Below are 20,708 nucleotides of genomic sequence, written 5' to 3'. Positions count from 1 at the left end.
GCAACCCTACCCAGGTAATTATCTCAGATAAAGGCGGTTTTGGGCAGCGTTATTCGCCGCCAATTTCACGGCGGTAGTCGGGCTATCTTTTTCAACACGAGGGTTGGAACGGCCGTGGTTGCTCCCTGATAACGCAAAAAGCCCGCCGCCTTTCTCAGGCAGCGGGCTTCGATATCAGTTAAAACCCGGCGATTACACGCCGGATTGGCCATCCGAGCCGATATAGGCGATACGGAGCATGTTGGTCGCTCCGGGAGTGCCGAGCGGCACGCCGGCCGAGATGATGATGCGGTCACCGGGCTTGCCGAAGCCTTCTTCTGCGACGATGCGGCAGGCATTGTTGACCATATCGTCAAGGTCCGTGGCGTCATGGGTGACGACACAGTGCATGCCCCAGACCACCGACAGGCGGCGTGCCGTCTGGATGATCGGCGACAGCGCCAGGATCGGAACCTGCGGGCGCTCACGCGAGGCGCGCAGGCCGGTCGTGCCAGACGAGGTGTAGCAGACGATAGCGGCGAGCTTCAGCGTCTCGGCAATCTGACGGGCAGCGAGCKAGATGGCGTCGGCGCCGGTTGATTCCGGCTGCGCGCGCTGGGCGTAGATGATGCCCGGATAGTGCGGCTCGCGCTCGATTGTGCTGGCGATCGAAGCCATTGTCGACACAGCCTCGACCGGATAGTCGCCCGAAGCGGACTCAGCCGACAGCATGACGGCGTCAGCGCCCTCGAAAACGGCGGTCGCGACGTCGGAGACTTCAGCACGGGTCGGAACCGGCGCCGAGATCATCGATTCCAGCATCTGCGTAGCGACAACGACCGGCTTACCGGAACGGCGGCAGGCACGAATCAACTGCTTCTGGATGCCGGGAACGGCTTCGAGCGGCATCTCGACGCCAAGATCGCCGCGGGCGACCATCAGCGCGTCGGAAAGCTCGATGATTTCCTCGATGCGCTCGACGGCCTGCGGCTTCTCGATCTTCGACATCAGACCGACGCGGCCACGCGAAATCTTGCGGACTTCGGACAGGTCTTCCGGACGCTGGATGAAGGAGAGCGCCACCCAGTCGACTTCATTGGTGGCGAGCACGGCGTCGAGGTCGGTACGATCCTTGTMGGTCAGCGCGCCGACGCCAAGCAGCGTATCCGGCAGGCTGACGCCCTTGCGGTCGGAAATCTTCGTGCCGGAAATGACGGTCGTGACAATGCTCTTGCCGTCGCACTTTTCAGCGCGAAGCGCGAGCTTGCCGTCGTCGATCAACAGCCGATGGCCGGGTTGGACCGACTCCAGGATTTCCGGATGCGGCAGGAACACACGGGTATTGTCGCCGGGCGTATCGCTGTTGTCGAGCGTGAAGGTCTGGCCGGGCTTGAGATCGACCTTGCCCTGGGCAAACTTACCGACACGCAGCTTGGGACCCTGCAAGTCGGCGAGAATGCCGATCGGACGACCACAGCGGGCCTCGACTGCGCGGATGCGCTGGATGAGCGTCCGCATCAGGTCATGGCTGGCATGGCTCATGTTGATGCGGAACAGGTCGGCACCAGCCTCATGCAGCTTCTGGATCATCTCCTCTTCGGAGGAAGCCGGGCCGAGCGTCGCTAGGATTTTGACTTTTCGGTTGCGTTTCATCAATTCTGGCTTTCTTGGCTGCCCGGGGTATCGGAGAGCTGAACCATCCAACTCGCCTGACGTCCCGTGTCGTATTCCTTGAATCCCATTTTCTGGTAACCGCGCGCGTAGCAATCTTTCACGCCTGGGATTTTGAATTCATTTTCCGCCACGCACATTTCGATATCGCCCGTCCAGCGGCCGCCGCGAGCTGCGTCTTCTGCGTAGAGGTAATAATAGCGGGACTGAAGCGGCCCTTCGATCAAAGTGGCGCAAGTGGTGGCCGGAACCTGCCACCATCCCTCGGTCACCCAGCCTTCCTTCGCACGATAGCCGATCGCCACACCCACCAGATTCTGCGTACCGTTGCAGACGCGAAAATCGGCATGAGCTGCATTTGGCATGAAGAAAAACGGCGCGGCGGCGGCAAGGATGAAAAATGCGAATCGGGCAAGCGGCCCTGACCGCGTAACGAAACTTGGCGCGACTTGGCTGGACACGGCTTCCAATGGGCTCCCGGTTATTCGTTGTTGCGTCTTCTTGCGCTGCCATCCAACGAATGTCAACGCAACTCTAATCGATTATATTTTCTTCACGGGATGGTAGCGGCGCCCTTAAGGCCCGCACCTCGCCGATGAAGAGGCCAAGCCTTGCACCTTCCGCCCGCCCATGCAATCAAACAACGGGCAGAAAATGCGGTAATCGACAATCCACATGAATGACTTCACATCTTTTGAGATCGTATCCGGCAATCGTGACAAAGGCATGGTCATCCTCGGGGATCATGCAATGCGGCACCTCCCCGAACGCTATGGGCGGCTCGGCCTGCCGGAAACTGCCTTTTCGCGGCATATCGCCTATGACATCGGCATAGAGGGTCTTTGCCGCCAGCTTTCGGCGCGGCTCGGCGTTCCCTCCGTGCTGGGCGGCTTTTCCCGCCTGCTGATCKATCCGAACCGCGGCGAAGACGACCCGACCCTGATCATGAAGATTTCCGATGGGGCGATCATCCCAGGCAATCATCCGATCACCGAGGAAGAGTGGAATTACCGCATCGAAGCTTTCCATCGGCCCTATCACCGCGCTGTGGCTGAAACGATCGCATCGGTCGCGGAGGCGACGGGCAAGGCGCCGCTGGTGCTGTCGCTGCACTCCTTCACCCCGGCCTGGAAGGGCGTCCCCCGCCCATGGCATGCAAGCGTGCTTTGGGACAGCGACGAGCGCGCCGTGCTGCCGCTTCTTGCAAAGCTCGGCGCCGACACCAATCTCGTTGTAGGCGACAACGAACCCTATGACGGGGCGCTGAGAAACGACACCATGTACCGCCATTGCATGGTCAAGGGCATTCCGCATGCGCTGCTGGAAGTCCGTCAGGATCTGATCGGCGACGAGGCCGGCATCAGCGAATGGGCCGAGCGGCTGGCACCGATCTTTTCAGCGATGAACGACGACCCGGCGCTGCACGAATACAAGCGCTATCCGTCGCGCACCGGCCCGTATGACGAGGCTTGAGGAGATAGAGATGACCGAGCTCACCAAGGAACAGCAGACCGAGCTGGAGGCAGCCGCCTTCCGTCGCCTTGTCGCGCATCTGCGCGAACGCAGCGACGTTCAGAACATCGACCTGATGAACCTCGCCGGTTTCTGCCGCAACTGTCTGTCCAATTGGTATCGCGAGGCGGCCGAAGAAGCGGGCCTGCCGGTGACCAAGGACGAATCGCGCGAAATGGTCTACGGCATGCCCTACGAGGACTGGAAAAATCTGCACCAAACGGAGGCTTCCGCTGTGCAAAAAGCCGCTTTTGAGCGGAACAGGCCGAAGGAATAGGGCCACTTCCATCGAGACGACTTGACCTCGCGCTTCATTCACGGCAGGTCAACGGCCCATCGAATTCAGGCCTCAAGGCCGCAAGAGAGGATATGACACATGGAAGAAGTGGCCACGACTGGCGACGTCAACGTAGCGGCGGCGGAACTCCGCCAGTTCATCGAGCGCATCGAGCGGCTGGAAGAAGAAAAGCAGACGATCGCAGACGATATCAAGGATGTGTTCGGGGAAGCGAAAGGCCGTGGCTACGACACCAAGGCTATGAAGACGATCATCCGGCTGCGCAAGAAGGACGCCAATGAGCGTCTCGAGGAAGAATCCATCCTTCAGACCTACATGGCCGCACTCGGAATGGAATAGTCACCCCTTCGGGCGGCCGTCACTCCAAAAGGCCGCCTGACACCTTCTTGCCAGTTCGATAACGCCCAGGCTTCGTACCTCCCCGCGAAACTTCGAATCCTCTATTTTCCTCGCAGCCACGTTCTCTCGCTACCGTGCTCACCGCACGCCTCGGCGGAAATGCGCCGGCCGCTCGAGGAGCAAACTTTCCCATTTGATAATCGATTGGCTCCGACCGGACCGCCTCACTCCAACGGCGCCGGTCATCGGAACGACATGTCGAGTAATCGATAAATTGTGAGATTGCAGGACGAAAAACCACCTAGAGTCGATCAGCTTGGGCAATAGTTCGATGAACGCCGGAAACAAGGGGGGAAACCGTCGTTTCCGGTTTCCGGATTTGCCTATTTCTATCGCTGTTAATTGTTAGTTAACCATAATTGCGTTTATGCTAAATATCGATGCCCGGGGCTTGATTTCAAAATGCGTCGCGTAATTTGCCCATGAATATAACGATAAACGATTGCCGCGATCCCAAAGATGCACTTAGTCAAAATAGCAGCGCTCGTAACATTGGCCGGTTTGGCGACCAGTTGCACGACAACGGGCGGGGTACGGCAATCGGCTGGTGCAGAAACACTCCCCAATGAGAAAGCACTGGCATTCCCGCCGCCCGGCGGCCCTGCCATCGTCAGCGTGGTCGAACGCCAGCACAAGGACGATGTGGAGCAGACGATTTCGCTCTCCACCTCATCGTCCGTTGCCGGTCAGAACTTCCTCAAGGTACAGTTTCTCGGCGTGACTGGCTCGAACCCGGGACTGGGCAGCACACCTTATAAAATGATCAGTGACGGTGCGATCGCCAGTGAGATGGCGGCGACGATACCAGGCGTTCGGCTCGCTCGCTCCGCAACCTTCGTGCAAAACATCTACGGCCCCTTCGGTTATGCCTCGGGTCAGAGCCGGGCGGGCGACACCTGCATTTATGCCTGGCAGCAAATCCGCGCAGGTCGTTCCGTGCCGGTGGAACAGCGCAATTTCAGCATGGTCCAGGTCAGGCTCCGGCTCTGCGATGCGCAAGCAAACGAGCGGCAACTTCTGAGCACCGTCTACGGCTACACGATCGCCGGCGGTTTCGAAGGTGAGGCCTTGAACCCCTACGGTGCCCCGCGAGGAGCCGAAACTTTGCTCGGTCACCCTGGCGATCCGATTTATCCGGACCCAGGCGGCTACCGCAATGGAGGGACGCCCATCGGCTACGAACCGCGCCCCGTTGTCGTTCGCCCCGCAATTGTCAGGCGCCAGACCACGGTCCAGCCGCCAGCCGCTGCCACCGTGGCTGTACCTCAGGTAGTCGGTCCTCGCGTGCCATTGCCCGATCCGCAAGGCAGTGTGCCCCAGACAGGTGTCACAACCGTGCCGGCACCGATACCGGGGCAGGTTCAGCCAAGGATGACGGCCCCCAGCGGTACGATCGTACCGTCGCCAGACTGTATCGGCGACGCGGCCACGACCGCTGCCTGCCGGAGATAATGAAATAACCTGGAAGCGCCGACAGGCGCTCGGCTCAGCGCCATTAAAGGGACGTCGATGCAAACAGCGCGAAGCATTTTGATGTGGATGGTGGTTTCGCTGTGCGGAATCGTCCTGATCACCTTGCCGGTCAATCTACAGACGCAGCTCATCGCGAGCACCGCGGTCGTTACCTTCATGGCTGTCATCAAGGTCCTTAAGGCGCAAGGAACATGGCGGCTGATCGCGCTCGCTTTCGGTACATCGATCGTCTTGCGCTACGTCTACTGGCGCACGACCAACACGCTCCCGCCCATCAATCAGCCGGAAAACTTCATTCCTGGCCTGCTGCTCTATCTTGCAGAAACCTACAACGTCGCCATGCTGATGCTCAGCCTTTTCATTGTTGCGACGCCCTTGCCCCCGCGCGTCGGCTGCGCATCGAAGGTGCAGCAATATCCATCCGTCGACGTTTTCGTTCCGTCCTATAACGAAGACACGAAGCTTCTCGCCAACACACTCGCGTCCGCCAAGGCGATGGACTATCCGGCCGACAAGCTCAAGGTTTGGCTGCTCGACGACGGCGGCACTTTGCAGAAGCGCAATTCCACCAAGCTTTTGGAAGCGCAGACAGCAATGGCGCGCCACGACGAACTCAAACAGCTTTGCGAAGATCTCGATGTCGAATATCTGACCCGTGATCGCAACGAGCATGCCAAGGCCGGCAATCTCAACAATGGTTTGAAGCATTCGAAAGGCGACCTGATCGCCGTTTTCGATGCCGACCATGCGCCGGCCCGCGATTTCCTGCTCGAAACCGTCGGTTATTTCGAGGACGATCCGAAGCTCTTTCTCGTCCAGACACCACATTTCTTCATCAATCCCGATCCGCTGGAGCGCAATCTGCGGACTTTCGACAACATGCCGAGCGAGAACGAGATGTTCTACGGCATCATTCAGCGTGGCCTGGACAAGTGGAATGCGGCCTTCTTTTGCGGTTCGGCGGCTGTATTGAGCCGCGCTGCGCTGGAATCCCAAAACGGCTTCAGCGGGATCAGCATCACCGAAGACTGCGAAACGGCATTGGCCCTTCATGGCAGCGGCTGGAACAGCATCTATGTCGACAAGCCGCTTATTGCCGGTTTGCAGCCCGCGACCTTTGCGAGCTTCATCGGCCAGCGCAGCCGCTGGGCGCAGGGTATGATGCAAATCCTTCGCTTCCGCTTCCCGCTGCTGAAGCGCGGCCTCTCGCTGCCGCAACGTCTTTGCTACATGTCCTCCACGCTCTTCTGGCTCTTTCCCTTTCCGCGCACGATTTTCCTGTTCGCGCCCCTCTTCTATCTTTTCTTCGATCTCGAAATCTTCACGGCGTCGGGTGGCGAATTCCTGGCCTATACGCTTGCCTATATGCTCGTGAACCTCATGATGCAGAACTATCTCTACGGTTCCTTCCGCTGGCCGTGGATTTCGGAACTCTATGAATATGTTCAGACGGTGCATTTGCTGCCCGCCGTCGTCTCGGTCATGCTCAATCCCCGAAAGCCGACTTTCAAGGTCACGGCCAAGGATGAATCGATCTCGACCAGCCGCCTCTCGGAAATCAGTCGTCCTTTCTTCGTGATTTTCGCCGTGCAGATCATCGCGGTTGCGGTAACAATATACCGCATCTATGCCGAACCCTATAAGGCAGACGTGACGCTGGTCGTCGGCGGCTGGAATATGATCAACCTGATCTTGTCCGGCTGTGCCCTTGGCGTTGTCTCGGAGCGTGGCGAGCGATCCTCCTCGCGCCGCGTCAGGGTCAATCGTCGCAGCGAATTCGGCGTCAACGGCAAATGGTATTCCGCCTCGATCGAAGACGTTTCCGTTCACGGCGCACGGCTGAACGTCTTCAACAAGGAGCTTGATCCGGTCATCGCGGGCACGGAGGGAGTGCTCCGTTTTCAGCCCTATAGCGGCGCAGAAATGGAAACGCTGCCAGTCATCGTCCGCAACGTTCAGCGAACCGGTGAGATAACGACAATCGGCTGCCAATATGTTCCGAAAGGTGCCCTGGATCATCGCCTGATTGCCGATCTGGTGTTTGCAAACTCCGATCAATGGACGCAGTTCCAGGTGGCGCGCCGTCGCAATCCCGGCATCATTCGCGGGACGATCTGGTTTCTGGGCCTGTCGCTTTATCAGACAAGCCGCGGTCTGCTTTATCTTTTCCGAAGCATGCGATCCGAAGGCGAGGCGGAGCAGCAAGGCGCAAAGGCTGGCAATTGATGAAAAGCGTCCTTTCAGCGCTGATTTTCCTGCTTGGCGCCACGATCGTCCACGCCCAGACGGCGCCCTTCGACATGTCCGGCGAACGGCCGAAAGGTGCAAAGCCGATCGTGCCGGAAACAGTGATTCCGCGGGCAACTGCGCCGCAAACGACCACGCCGCAGGTGACGACTCCCAAGGTGGCCGCTCCGCAAGCAGTGACCCCGCAACCGGCCGCCCCCCAAACAAGCACGCCGCAGGCAGTCGTGCCGCAAGCGGCCACGCCCGTCGTACCGGCGCAAACCATTCCAGCCGTAAAACAGGCGGCCGCAACGCCCGCGGCCGCTGACTTCCGGCGATATGTGGTGCCCTTCGCAAACTTTCGGCTGGAAGGTGAATATGATCGGAAATCCTGGTCGATCTACCTCACGCCCGAACAGGCCGCCGCCCCTGCCAAGTTCAATTTCGCCTATCAGAATGCGGTCGTCGTTGCCCCCGAGGCTTCGCAACTGACCATCTTTCTCAACAACCGCCCAATTGGCCAGCAGCAGATCGGCTCGCCGGACAATGCCTCTTCGATAAGCTTCGACATCCCGCGCGGCCTGCTGCAGCCGGGTGCCAATCTGGTGACGTTCGAAGCGACACAGCGCCATCGCACCGATTGCAACATCCAGTCGACCTACGAACTTTGGTCCGACATCGATCCGGCAAAGACCTATCTCAGCTTCGGCGAGCAGGCTGCACAAAGACTGTCGAGCACGGATGCGATCCGAGCAATCGGTGTCGATGGTGCCGGCAAGACCGAATTCAACCTCGTCGTGCCGGCTCTGGCGCAACCGGGCACCACAAAACCGCTGCTGCGGCTGGCTCAAGGCCTTTCGCTATTGAGCGGAATGCCGAACGAAACCTTCTCTTTCAGTACGGACTCGTTACCCCCACCMGGTCCCGGAAAGATGACGGTACTCGTCGGGACACCGGCCGAGCTGCAACCATTGTTTTCGGCACCCGCGGCAGCACAAACCGCCGCATTGGCAACCTTCGTCAAGGATCCGCGCACGGGCTCCACGATCCTTCTCGTCAGCGGGCCATCCTGGCAGGCGGTTTCCGGTGCAATCGATACCATCGTCTCGCCGACCGACAGAGACCCGACCGTCCGTCGCGATATCCTGGTAACCCAGCGCTGGACGGCGCCCGACGCGCCATTCCTGTTTTCGGATACGAGCCTTTCATTCTCGCAATTGGGTATCAACACGACGGAATTTTCGGGGCGGCGCTTCCATACCAGCTTCAATGTGGCAATCCCCTCGGACTTCTATGCCAACGCCTATGGCGAGGCGACCATCCTTCTTGATGCCGCCTATGCGAGAAACGTTCTGCCGGGGAGCCATATCGACGTCTATGTCAATGGCAGCATTGCCACGACGAAGCCGATTACCGCGACCGGTGGCGGCATTTTCAGGCACCTGCCCATCCGCGTGACGATGCGTCACTTCAAACCCGGTCTCAACACCGTGACGCTGGAAGCGATGTTGCAGACCAACGAAGACCAGGCGTGCATGCCCGGCACGACCTCCATCACAACGCCTCGTTTCGCACTGTTCGATACGAGCCAATTTCATATGCCGGACTTCGCCAGGGTCGCCCAACGTCCGAACCTCGCAGCACTGGCAGGCACGAGCTACCCATATAACCGTGGCCTCGTGCCGGCGGCCCTCTTCATCGACCGTACCGATACCGACACCTTATCTGCAACGGCAACATTGCTGGGACAGATGGCAGTCGTCGGCGGGCATCCCATCGATGTGGATCTTATCGCCTCCCCGAGCGGCGTCGGAAACCGCGACGCGATCTTCATAGGCTCGATTTCGGAGATGCCGACGACCACCCTGTCGCAGATGAACATCGCGACCACCAGCCAGGCATCCTGGCGCCCCGTCACATCAGGGCAAGGTGGCCAACCGGAAACCGCAGTCACATTCGACGAGTGGCGCTCGAGAATTGGCGGCGGCATGCTGCAGCAGCAGATATCGCGATTCCAGGATTGGATGCGCCGTAATTTCGATATCTCGCTGAGTTCGCTGCAGTTCATGCCCGGTGCGGAGCACGTCTTCACGCCCTCGAATGTCAACAGCTTCATGATCGCTCAGGGAGCGAGCGCCACAGGCGATTCCTCCTGGACGATCGTCACCGCGCCCTCGGCAAAGGACCTTCGAGCCGGGACCGAAGCCATGACATCCCAGGTCGATTGGCCGAAGATTGCCGGTCATATCACCGTCTATTCCAGCAAGACCGGAAAGGTCGACACGGTCCCCGTCAGCCGCTTCGACTTCGTCATGACGCAACCCTGGTCGATCACCAACTACCGTCTGATTGCGGCAAACTGGCTTTCGACCAACATTCTGTCCTATGCATTCCTGCTCGTCATCCTCTTCCTGCTGATCGGCGTTGCGACGTCGGGAATTCTCGCGAAGATCGGCAGGCGCGCATGACGCGCTGGCGCACCATGCTCATTGCCGGTGGCGTCGCGCTTACGACGATGTGCCAGCCAGTTGCTGCGCAACACGCTGCAATCGCGCCTGAGGCCTGGGCTGCCTACAAGGCGAAATTCCTCGATACCAGCGGCCGCATCGTCGACAATGGAAATGACAATATCAGCCACAGCGAAGGACAGGGCTATGGTCTGTTGCTCGCTTATCTTTCGAACAGCCCCGCCGATTTCGAACAGATATGGTATTTCACGCGAACCGAGCTGCTGCTGCGCGACGATGGTCTCGCCGCCTGGAAATGGGACCCGGCTGTCACTCCGCATGTGACGGATACGAACAATGCTTCCGATGGCGACATGCTGATCGCTTACGCCCTGGCGCTGGCGGGATCGGCATGGAACAAGAAAGACTATTTGGAGGCGGCGGTGACGATAGCGCACGCGCTGCTTTCGCATGCCATCATTCACGCCGGCGGACAGACGCTGCTGCTCCCTGGTATCAAAGGCTATGGAGCCGCTGAACGGGAAGACGGCCCCGTCGTCAATCCCTCCTACTGGGTCTATGAAGCCATTCCCGTCATGGCGCTGCTGGCGCCTTCCGATGAATGGCAAAAGCTGACGGATGACGGCCTGGCCCTGCTGCGGTCGACGCAGTTGGGACCACGAAAATTGCCGGCGGACTGGGTGAGCCTGCGTAGCAAGCCTAGACCGGCTGAAGGTTTCGACGCCGAATTCGGTTACAATGCGATTCGCATCCCGCTTTACCTCGCGCGGGCGGGAATTTCCGACAAGGCGCTGTTGACGCGGCTGCAGGCGGGTATGACGGTCGAAGGCGATGAGCCGGCCACGATCGATCTGGAAACCGGCAAGCCAAAACAGCCACTTACGGACCCAGGTTATAGAATTGTTAACGATGTTGTGGCGTGTGTAACAAGCGGGGCGAAGCTGCCCGCTTCGGTTCGGCAATTCGCGCCGTCACTCTACTATCCGTCGACCCTTCAATTGTTGGGCCTGGCTTTCGTTGAGGAGAAACATCCGGAGTGTTTATAAAATCCTCCCTACTTACGGTTTCGGTGGCAGTCGCGGTGGCAGGGCTTATCATCGCGATGAAAAACCGTGACAACCTCGAAGAGGGATTGGGACTGGCCGCGCAAAACCAGATCACCCAGACAGGAAGCATCAAGCCAGTCGATGTCGCCTTCAACTCGCCACCGGTTGACATGAAAACCGTCGCCGACCGCATCCAAGCGGCGGCACCTTCCGCAGTTCTATCAGACACCACACCGGCCGCCGTCCAAGCGACGTCAGACACTCCAGCCACTGCCCAGGCGGCGCCGGACACATCGGACGCCGTCGCCCAGGCAGCGCCTCAATCGACCACGCCGCAGCCCGCACCGCCGCCGAAAGTCGACGAGAGCGCACTTCGCTATTTCGCAAGCCGTGGCGATAAGGCCAGACTTCAGGCCGAAATTTCCCGCCTTCAAGCACTTTATCCGGATTGGGTCCCCCCCGCCGATCCGCTGGCCGTCCCGCAAAACAGCGACAAGCAGCTCGAAGCCATGTGGCAGCTCTATTCCGAAGGCCGCTACGCCGAACTGCGCAAGGCCATCGCGGATCGCCAGGCGGCGGAAACCGCATGGCAACCGCCTGCCGACCTGCTGGAACGTCTCGATGTTGCCGAAGCGCGCGCGCGTCTGGTCAACGCATCCGATCTCAAACAATATGCAACCGTGGTCGACATCGGCGCCAACACGCCGAGTCTGCTCACCTGCAGTGATATCGACATTCTGTGGCGGGTCGCGGAGGCCTTCATCAGGACCAATCGCACGGCCCGCGGCGAGGATGCTTACGTCTACATCCTGAAGAATTGCGTCAATCCCCAGGAGAGGCTCGCAACCGTACAAAAGGCGTCGGCGCTGCTGTCCTACCAACCCATGCAAGATCTTCTTGCCCTGGAGAAAGCCGACGGCAATGGCGGCCGGGAATTCGACAGCATCCGCACAGACCTTGCACGGCGCTTCGTCGCCGAGGGCAATGATGATCCGAAACTGTCGGTCGCACCGGAGTATCTGTCTCAAGTCGAACACGCGGCGGAGACCCAGGGTCTCGCGTCTGATGCCTTGCTCCTTGGCTGGTATAATCTGCGCCGTGAGAACCACGACCAAGCGGAAAAGTGGTTCCGCGCAGCCCGTAGCAAGGACGATTCCGCTTCCGCCTCGCAGGGGTTGGCCCTGATCCTGATCGCCGATCACAAGGCTCAGGAAGCTGAGGATGTCATGTACAGGTGGCGTAACGAGTCCAAGGATGCGACGGCAACCTATCTTGCTGCCACAGCCAATGTGATGGCGCTGCAGCCGCCAGTCAGTCTCAGCGAAGACGTGCTCGGCCGTATGGCAGCCGAAGTCATCGAGCAAAAATACGTGCCGACCGCTCAGGAATTCGGCTGGTATGCCCGCTCGCTAAACCAGCCGCAAACTGCAGCCCGCTGGTTCGAAACGGCGTTGCGCTGGAAACCTGACGATGAACCCTCCGCCTACGGCCTGGTCATCACCCGCAATCAGTTGAATGACCGGCAGGGCGTCGCTGAAATTCAACGGCTATGGGCGGGTCGTTCGGAGCGTATCGCCAGGCTCGGCGAGGTCACGCCTCAAGCCCAGATCGGCGCTGCACCGCTGCCTTCGCCAAATCAGGCGATACCGCAAACGGTGGTGGCTCCKACCAGCTTGCCACCACTCACGACCTCACCGGCGCCAGCCGAGGCCAATGTCGGCACGCGGCAGCGCACCACTGCACGTTTGGGATATAGCGAGCCTCAGACACAAGTTGCGACGGTTCGGCGAGGCCCGCGCGAAGCGCGGGGTTGCTCCACGACGATCAGCGCCCAGCGCCTCAATCCCGCGGAAGCTGTCTCCCGCGGTTGGTGCCTCATGGACCTCAACCGTCCTATGGAAGCGATCGAAGCCTTCGAAGTCGCTTTGAACGGCCCTCCCGGCAAGGCGCGCGAAGACGCAGCCTACGGGCAAAGCCTCGCCTACCTGCGCGCGGGGCTTGCGAACAATGCGGCTGTTGCTGCGGCCAAGGCTCCTCTCAGCCGCCAGCGTGCCGCCGAGTTGCAGGTCGCCATCCTGGCCGATCGCGCGCTGACCTCATTCTCGGCCAAACGCTATCAGGAAACCCTGATCTATCTCGATCAACGGGCGCAACTGCAGCAGGAACGCATCGATCTGATGGTTCTGCGTGGCTACTGCTATCTCAATCTCAAAATGTACGATGATGCCGAGCGGATATTCAACGCTGTCGCCGCAACCGGCAACAAAGACGGAAATCGCGGCCTTGTCGATCTGAGACTCGCCAGGCATCCCGATCCCAGCGACTGATTTTGCGATCCAAGTTCAGCAATTGAACGACAAAAGGGTTCGGCACGTTTCCGTGAAAAGCCGAACCCTTCCGGGTCACATCGTTGGTTCAGTCCGTCGTCAAAGCAGCTTCAACAGCGCCTGGGCGGCAGCCGTGGAGGATGCCGGGTTTTGGCCAGTTACCAATCGGCCGTCCGTGATGGCAAAGCTTTGCCAGTCAGCAACCTTCTCGTATGTGCCGCCAAGGCGTTTCAGCTCATCTTCCACGAGGAAAGGAACAACGGAGGTCAAATGGACTGCCTCCTCCTCGCTATTCGTAAACCCTGTGACGCGCTTGCCTTTGACCAAGGGTTGCCCCTGATATTGCACATGACGGAGAACTCCAGGTGCGTGGCACACGGCGGCAACCGGCTTACCCGAATTATAAAAATCCTCGATCAGGGAAATGGATTTCCTGTCTTCCGCCAGATCCCACATGGGGCCGTGGCCGCCGGGATAAAAGACCGTGTCGAAGTCGGCAGCGTTGACGGTCGCGAGCTTGACGGTGTCCGCCAACACAGCTTGGGCGGCCTTGTCGGACTTGAAACGTGTCATAGCCGGCGTTTGATTTTCGGGCTCATCGCTCTTCGGATCGATCGGTGGCTGCCCACCCTTGGGGGATGCGACCGTGATCTGCGCCCCGGCGTCTTTGAAGACGTAATAAGGGGCCGCGAACTCTTCCAGCCAAAAGCCGGTCTTTCTTCCTGTATTGCCAAGCTGGTCATGGGAGGTCAGCACAATCAATATCTTGCTCATCAGCAGTACTCCTGATTTAGATTTACCGGATATCTGTCTGTCGGCGTGCGAAAGCATGCAATAAGCGCGTCGGTTCCATACGTCGACAGCGATAGATGCTTGGGACAATGCGTAATTATGCGGCTGCGAACAGATTTGGCGCCCAAAGCTACGATGATGACCAAACCCTGGCAAGTGTTCTGTGAGCGACGACGCAGAGAGCATCGCCCGCCATCTCAACAGTGGTTGCCGTCAGCGACGGAGGCCTGCCGCTCAGGTTTTTGCCGCTGCGGCGCGCTGCTTTCGATATTGCACCGTCGGAAGGCCACCCCAGCCCCAATTGTCCAGATCCACCTCCTCGATCACGACGTAGGTGGATTCCAGAGGCTTGTTCAGTACATCGAGCAACACCTGGCTGACGCCGGCGATGATGGCAGCCTTCTCTTCTGCCGTGACCGAGTTGCGGTCGGGAGTCGTTCCTTCACGGGTAACCTGTACGGTAACGATCGGCATGACAGTCTCCTTTCAAGACTTGGATTCGGGAACTACCAGGCGGCGGCACCAGAGGTGATCGCGCCTCTCCGCTTCAGCGTTGCGGTCTACCAGCGTCCGGCGTTCTGGCCGCCGTCGACGTGGAGGATTTCACCCGTTACGAAATTTGCCGTCTCGAGATAAAGCACGGCATCGACGATGTCGCGGATCTCACCCATCCGGCCGACGGGATGCAGACCTGAAAGCGCCTCATGCGTTTCCGGCGAATTCATCGGCGTCTTGATGATCCCCGGCGATACGGCATTCACCCGAACGCCGGTTTTCGCGAATTCTATCGCCAGTCCCTGGGTGACCGAGTTGAGGCCGCCCTTGGTCAAAGAGGCGAGCGCTGCCGGTACGCCGGCAATCGGCTGATTGACCAGGCTCGTCGTAATATTGACGACGTGGCCGGAGCCTTGCTTCAGCATTTCAGCAGCAACCCGCTGGGTGATGTGGAAGAAACCGGCGACGTTCACGCTCATATTGTGGTCGAAGTCCTGCTGCGTGAACTCGATGAACGGCTTGGCAAGGAAGACGCCGGCATTGTTGACCAGCGTATCGATGCGGCCGAAGTGCTCCAATGCCTCGCGCACCACGCGTTCCGCGGTTTCCGGATCGGCGATATCGCCGGCCACAGCATGTACGCCTGCGTCGGAGCTGGCCTTGATCGACCGCGAGGTCGCAACGACACGATAGTTGCGATCACGATAGGCTCGAACTAGCGCTTCGCCGATCCCCTGCGATGCTCCGGTGATGATGGCAACTTTTTGTTGACTGCTCATGATGTGCATCCTTTCAAGTGCAGCGGCCGGAGGTTTCGGGGCCGCCCGACGCCGTCGGCGTTGGTGCTATTGATTTAGATGCATCCATCATTCGGGAGAATTGTCGGCCTTTGGCAGACAATCATCCGCATATCGGCATAATCAGGCCAAGGAGCCTGCCTCCGTCGCTATACGACTGAGCTCGACGCGCAGACGAGGGACGGCATAATCGACGAAGGCACGCACCTTTGGCACGGACATGCGGCCCTGTGGCGCGAGCAAGTGAACTGGAAGCGCGGGATGCTCGGCATCGGCAAGCACGATCTTCAGCCGCCCGTCCCGGACATATTCCGCGACGTGATAAGAATAAAGCCGCGTCAAACCGATACCCGCTGCGGCCGATGCTGCAGCGGCGCGCACGCTGTTCACGATGTACCGAGGCGTGAAATGCACTGTTCTCGGTATTGGCGATCCTTTCGCCGGCGTGAAGCTCCAGGACTCGAGGCCGAAATTGCTGAACGCCACGATCTGATGTTTGGCGAGATCGGACGGCTCGACGATATCGGGATTGCCAGAAAGATAGCGGGGGGATGCGACCACGACGCGCCTGACGTCGCCGCCGATCCGGGTCGAGATATGAGAGGAATCCGTCAAGTTGCCGATGCGAAGCGCAAGATCGACGCCCTCGTCGACGAGGTTGACGAACCGATCCAGCATCAGAAATCGAACGGAGACGCTCGGATGGAGCTCGAGGAAATCATCCAGAATGGGACGTAGAACCTCTTCGCCCAGGATTGGCGGCGCCGAAATGGTCAGGGTGCCTTGCGGCGACGACCGCTCGCCTCCGGCTACCATATCGGCCTCTTCCAGCTCGATGAGCACCCGCCGGCATGCAGCCACATAGCGTTGACCGGCCTCGCTCAGCTTGAGCGTGCGGGTCGTCCGATGCAGCAGCTCGACCCCGACATGGGCCTCCAGCGAGCTGAGCGCCCTGCTGATCGCAGTCGGCGATCGCTTCAGCTTGCGCGCCGCCCCGGCAAGGCTGCCCTCGTCKACCGCCGTGACGAAAACCCTCATTGCGTCGATACGATCCATTCTAAGGCTCCGCAGGATGTGGTTCGTGGCGGACAGTTTTCGTCGGATTTTCGGCTGGCGTAAATATGGGCGCTCTCCGCCCGAACCCTATCCAAGGGCATCGGCGACACCATCGTACAATAAAAGCCTGGTGCTCTGATGAGAGTCTTCGGCTCGACAAAGCCCGCCACTTGGCTGCATGGGAGCATGCCAAAAAGCGTTTTCGGCTGAACTCGGAACAGCGTTCAGCTCCGTTCGAACCTAGATGAGATGAATAGTTGAAACCGTCGAAGCGGAACTGACCGCGTCGACGGTTTTCTTTTGGGAATGGCGGCAGTCAGCTATTCGACCGAATTGAACTTCTTCACTTGCAGGAAGTTCACGGCCGTACCGCTGAAGCGTTMCGGGTCGATCGACGCGGTCTGCACCTTGAAGCCGTCGGTATAGACGGCGGTCGGCTGAGCGCGCAGCGTCGGGCTGACGAAGCGCGGAGCCTTGACCGGGCGGTTGACGATCTCGACGCGGGCATTGGTGATCGCCCACTGCGAGATCATCTTCTCGGTCAGCTTCGGCTCGGTGGTCACCGTCGCGCGACCTGCATCGGCCACTGCGGCATCCTGCTTGTTCGGCCGGCCACCCTTGGTCGCCATCCCGGCAGCAATCGGACTCTCCTGCGACCGCGCCGGTTCGAAGCTGTCGTTGAAGCGGCCGCTGTTGACCTTGATTTTGTTGGAAGTCGGCGCAAGTGCGGCAACCTGCATCGGCATCGGCTGTCCCGGCCGCTTCTGCGGCGAGACCGCTGCAATAGCCCGGACGGCGTCATTATCGGCAGCGGTATTGTTCTCGTCCGGCGGCGTGGCATCCGCAACACTCTTCGGCGGTATCTCGTCCTTGGATGCGGCATTGTTAGCAGCCACATTGACCGGAACGCCGGCATTCGCATCCGCTTGATCGACGCGATGCTGTTCGAGAGCCGCCACGATCGACGGCGACAGCGTGCCTTCGTCGGCCGCATCATCGATCGCATCCGGATCGGCATCGGCGGAGGCGAGCAGGCTTTCAGCCACTTCCGGACGCTCGGCCGGAACCGGCACGTCGGCGGTCTGATCCTTCGCGTCCGACTCGGCGGAGGCTAGCTCGGCATCACCGGGCGAGCGACGGTCAAGTAGTGCCGGCACGGGAACGCGATAGTCACGAAGATCCGCATATTGCTGGTCCTGCTGGCCGTTTGCATCCGGCATGGCCGCGGTAAGCGCATCCTGAGCGGCGTTATGCGGCTGCGACAGCAGAGCCGAAGCCACTTCGCTGCCCGCCGGCTGGTTGCCGAAGGCTGGACGAACCTGTGGAACAGGCGCGTTTATGCTGGCAACCTGCGTAGCCGGTTGGCTGTCGTCGCCGTCATCCGCGGTTGCGGGAGCCTGGTCGGTCTTCTTGCTGGCAACAAGGGTGGCCGGCGCTGCCGTCGTCGGCGCACCTTCATCCGCATTGTCCTCTTCCTCATCCGCGCCGCCGCCGCCAAACAGTCTGGCGAAGAAGCCGCGACGCGCATGCGAAGCGCTGGCGATCTGGATATCGTCGGAAGACATGCGGCGCTTGTAGTCGGCAACCGCCTCCTGATAGCCCGGCAACGGCCGACMATCAGCCGGAATATGCATCGTCTTGCCATCGGGGAAGAGACGGACGAGATCCTGGCGATCCATGCGCGGCCAGGCGCGCACGCCGCCGACGTCCATATGCACGAAGGGCGAACCGGACGTCGGATAATAGCCGACGCCGCCAACCTGCAGCTTCATGCCGATCTCGCGCAGCTTGGTGAGCTTGACATCGGGAATATAGAAATCCATCGCGTTGCCGAGCATATGCTGGCTCTTCTTCGCGACACCCGTATGGGCCGAACGCGTGCGCAGCATCTCGTTGGTTCCCGGCGAGCGGAAGCCGCAGACGACATAGATGAATTCATGCGAACCGCTTTCGCGGTAGACTTCCCAGATCAGGTCAAACAAGCGCGGGTTCATCTTGGTCGGCTGGTTTTTACGCCAGTCGCGCAGGATGCGGTTCAGTTTCTCCAGACCGTCCGGATCGAACTTTCCATTGCGCTTGTAGGTGATGACTGCCTTTTCGCCTGTATGGACGTAGTAGATCTTGAGGCTGCGGGTTTCGCCGCCTGCCTGGGAGGGGGAGCCAACGAAAACCGGAGTGGAAACGGCCATCGCAAGCAGACCAACGGCTACGACCTTGGCCACCTTACGCAATATCTCCGAGCACGCAAAAAGCCTGCTCAAGCTATTAGGCTTGGTATTTCCACTCAGATTCGGCAATTCGATCCCCGTCCGACAGACAATGTCGCATCGTGTTCCAAATGGCTGTCAATTGCGGTGACACGATGGCAAAAATGCCACACATGGTCGCCCTCTTCATACATGGTGAACGATGCACTAACAAGTGCTTTACGACAGGTAACAAAATATGCTTGCCTAAACGTTAATATACGCTCAGGCCGCATGTTTCTGCGGGTCATCCGGGTCTATCCCATAGTCTTTCAACTTGCGATAGAGAGTCGACCGCCCGATTCCGAGCTTCCTTGCCACTTGACTCATTTGTCCTCGATAGAATTTGAGAGCGAATCGAATAAGCTCTTCCTCAACATCTGCGAGCTTTCTGACGTCGCCGAACGGGTCCGTGCTGGCGATGACATTATCCGATTGAGGAGCAGATGATGTGTCGACGATCGAAAGCGGCGGAGTTGTAGCCGCATCGGAGGAAATGACACGCATGCCGCGTTCAAATCTTTCGTCGGGGTCCATACCGCTGCTGAAAGCCTCGGAATTATCCACAACTAAGGTCGGATGCTCGGCGGTGAAATAGCCAGGCAACTGTGCCGCAATCTGCGGGAAGTCGGCTTCCACCAGCTCCGAACCCTCCGACAGCACGACAGCGCGGAAGACCGCGTTTTCGAGCTGGCGGATATTGCCCGGCCAGTCATAGGCCGTCAGCAATGCCAGGGCACCAGGACTGATCGAAAGCGAATGACCGAGCTTCTGTTCGAGCGCAAATCGATCGGCGAAGGCGCGTGCGAGGTATGGAATGTCTTCCTTACGGCGACGCAGCGCCGGCATGGTGATCGGGAAGACGTTGAGGCGATAGTAGAGGTCTTCACGGAACCGGCCGGCCTTTACCTCCTCGATCAGATCCTTGTTGGTCGCCGAAATCAGCCGGACATTGACCTTCTGGGCAACGCGTGCGCCGACCGTCTCGATCTCACCCTGCTGCACGGCGCGCAGGAGCTTGACCTGCACCTCCAGCGGCAGATCGCCGACTTCATCGAGGAACAGCGTGCMGCCATCGGCCTCCATGAACTTGCCGACATGCCGCTCGGCAGCGCCGGTGAAGGCGCCCTTCTCGTGGCCGAAGAGAATACTCTCGACAAGATTGTGCGGAATGGCACCGCAATTGACCGTCACGAACGGCTTGCCAGCGCGGTCGCTGCCGGCCTGGATAGCACGCGCCACCAGCTCCTTGCCGACGCCGGATTCGCCTTCGAGCACCACGGGGATGTTCGATTGCGCGGCGCGCTGGGCAAGATCGATCACCCGCATCATCGCCGGGCTCGCCGAGACGATGTCGTCGAAGCTGATCGTGCTCGTCCGCGATCTGCGTCCGGCGCGAGCCCGCGCCTCACGTTGATCGAGCTTCAGCGCATTGGCGATTGAAGCCGCTATCCGTTCCGGCGATACCGGCTTGACGACGAAATCGAAAGCGCCGGCCCGCATGGCCTGCACCACGGTCTCGATACCGCCCTGCCCCGTCTGCACGATGACCGGCAGATCGGTGCCCATATCGCTCAGCGCACTCAGAAACTCGATGCCGTTCATCTCCGGCATCATGAGGTCGAGCACGATCACATTGATCTGCTCGCTGTTGCGCTTCAGCATCTCAAGGCCGAAACGGCCATTCTCCGCCAGATGAGCAACGTGTCCGTGCCGCTCGATAGCGTTTTTCAGCAGACGCCGTTGAATCGGATCATCCTCAACAACGAGAATCTGCGCGCCCCCCTTGGCGCTATTAAATACGGTCATTGGTGCCTCACTTCATGCGAAACCTGATGAGGACCTTCGCAGAAAGGCTTGAACACGAAGTTTTGCCAAAGCATCGTATTTTAATCATTATGACGAATGTAACGTCGTCTATGA

The 20,708-nt window shown here is 59.6% G+C and carries 15 protein-coding genes and 2 pseudogenes; 8 read left to right on the top strand and 9 right to left on the bottom strand.

Features of this window, described 5'->3' with window-relative positions; translation table 11 throughout:
- Positions 1-192: 192 nt before the first annotated feature.
- Positions 193-1,632 (bottom strand): pyruvate kinase, encoded by a 1,440-nt coding sequence (gene pyk, locus QD357_RS12615; RefSeq protein ID WP_414124399.1) that lies wholly within the window; start codon positions 1,630-1,632, stop codon positions 193-195.
- On the bottom strand, positions 1,632-2,120 hold the full coding sequence (locus QD357_RS12610) for a DUF1036 domain-containing protein (protein WP_028752900.1): 489 nt from the start codon (positions 2,118-2,120) through the stop codon (positions 1,632-1,634). Before QD357_RS12610 ends, pyk begins: the two co-directional genes overlap by 1 nt.
- Positions 2,121-2,325: 205 nt before the next feature.
- Between QD357_RS12610 and QD357_RS12605 the strand changes: the two genes are divergently transcribed.
- From QD357_RS12605 to QD357_RS12570, 8 genes are all read left to right on the top strand, one after another.
- Positions 2,326-3,123 (top strand): N-formylglutamate amidohydrolase, encoded by a 798-nt coding sequence (locus QD357_RS12605; protein WP_414124398.1) that lies wholly within the window; start codon positions 2,326-2,328, stop codon positions 3,121-3,123.
- A 10-nt stretch (positions 3,124-3,133) separates the two neighbouring features.
- Entirely contained in the window at positions 3,134-3,439 is a 306-nt protein-coding gene (locus QD357_RS12600; RefSeq protein ID WP_107109169.1) for a DUF1244 domain-containing protein, read from the top strand.
- Between the two features lie 99 nt (positions 3,440-3,538).
- Positions 3,539-3,799 (top strand): DUF2312 domain-containing protein, encoded by a 261-nt coding sequence (locus QD357_RS12595; protein ID WP_064683289.1) that lies wholly within the window; start codon positions 3,539-3,541, stop codon positions 3,797-3,799.
- Between the two features lie 519 nt (positions 3,800-4,318).
- A complete protein-coding gene (gene bcsN, locus QD357_RS12590) occupies positions 4,319-5,311 on the top strand; it encodes a cellulose biosynthesis protein BcsN (protein ID WP_107109170.1) in 993 nt (330 codons plus the stop codon).
- Between the two features lie 57 nt (positions 5,312-5,368).
- Positions 5,369-7,558, top strand: a complete 2,190-nt coding sequence (gene bcsA, locus QD357_RS12585) for a UDP-forming cellulose synthase catalytic subunit (protein ID WP_107109171.1) — start codon at positions 5,369-5,371, stop codon at positions 7,556-7,558.
- A complete protein-coding gene (locus QD357_RS12580) occupies positions 7,558-10,026 on the top strand; it encodes a cellulose biosynthesis cyclic di-GMP-binding regulatory protein BcsB (RefSeq protein WP_181316093.1) in 2,469 nt (822 codons plus the stop codon). The genes bcsA and QD357_RS12580 overlap by 1 nt, the downstream gene beginning before the upstream one ends.
- The gene (locus tag QD357_RS12575) at positions 10,023-11,072 is read left to right on the top strand and encodes a glycosyl hydrolase family 8 (RefSeq protein WP_414124397.1); all 1,050 of its coding nucleotides are present in this window, start codon (positions 10,023-10,025) and stop codon (positions 11,070-11,072) included. Before QD357_RS12580 ends, QD357_RS12575 begins: the two co-directional genes overlap by 4 nt.
- A complete protein-coding gene (locus QD357_RS12570) occupies positions 11,063-13,399 on the top strand; it encodes a cellulose synthase (protein WP_414124396.1) in 2,337 nt (778 codons plus the stop codon). Before QD357_RS12575 ends, QD357_RS12570 begins: the two co-directional genes overlap by 10 nt.
- Before the next feature lie 99 nt (positions 13,400-13,498).
- On the opposite strand, the gene QD357_RS12565 is transcribed toward QD357_RS12570, so the two are convergent.
- The 7 genes and pseudogenes from QD357_RS12565 to QD357_RS12535 all read right to left on the bottom strand — a co-directional run.
- A complete protein-coding gene (locus tag QD357_RS12565) occupies positions 13,499-14,173 on the bottom strand; it encodes a type 1 glutamine amidotransferase domain-containing protein (protein WP_107109173.1) in 675 nt (224 codons plus the stop codon).
- Between the two features lie 252 nt (positions 14,174-14,425).
- Complete coding sequence (locus QD357_RS12560; protein ID WP_107109174.1) at positions 14,426-14,665, bottom strand: tautomerase family protein; 240 nt, start codon at positions 14,663-14,665, stop codon at positions 14,426-14,428.
- Positions 14,666-14,751: 86 nt separating this feature from the next.
- Positions 14,752-15,465, bottom strand: coding sequence for an SDR family NAD(P)-dependent oxidoreductase (locus tag QD357_RS12555; protein WP_107109467.1), 714 nt, complete (start codon positions 15,463-15,465; stop codon positions 14,752-14,754).
- Between the two features lie 141 nt (positions 15,466-15,606).
- Positions 15,607-16,539, bottom strand: coding sequence for a LysR family transcriptional regulator (locus tag QD357_RS12550; protein WP_107109175.1), 933 nt, complete (start codon positions 16,537-16,539; stop codon positions 15,607-15,609).
- Positions 16,540-16,859: 320 nt separating this feature from the next.
- Entirely contained in the window at positions 16,860-18,836 is a 1,977-nt protein-coding gene (locus tag QD357_RS12545; protein WP_414124395.1) for a DUF882 domain-containing protein, read from the bottom strand.
- Between the two features lie 174 nt (positions 18,837-19,010).
- Positions 19,011-19,220, bottom strand: a pseudogene (locus QD357_RS12540) (helix-turn-helix domain-containing protein); the annotation flags it as partial.
- Between the two features lie 123 nt (positions 19,221-19,343).
- Positions 19,344-20,594 (bottom strand): annotated as a pseudogene (locus tag QD357_RS12535) (sigma-54-dependent transcriptional regulator); the annotation flags it as partial.
- Between the last annotated feature and the right edge of the window lie 114 nt (positions 20,595-20,708).

This window comes from Rhizobium sp. BR 317 (assembly GCF_047445835.1).
GTDB classification, from domain to species: Bacteria; Pseudomonadota; Alphaproteobacteria; order Rhizobiales; family Rhizobiaceae; genus Rhizobium; species Rhizobium paranaense.
This window is presented reverse-complemented; position numbering and strand designations above follow the sequence as displayed.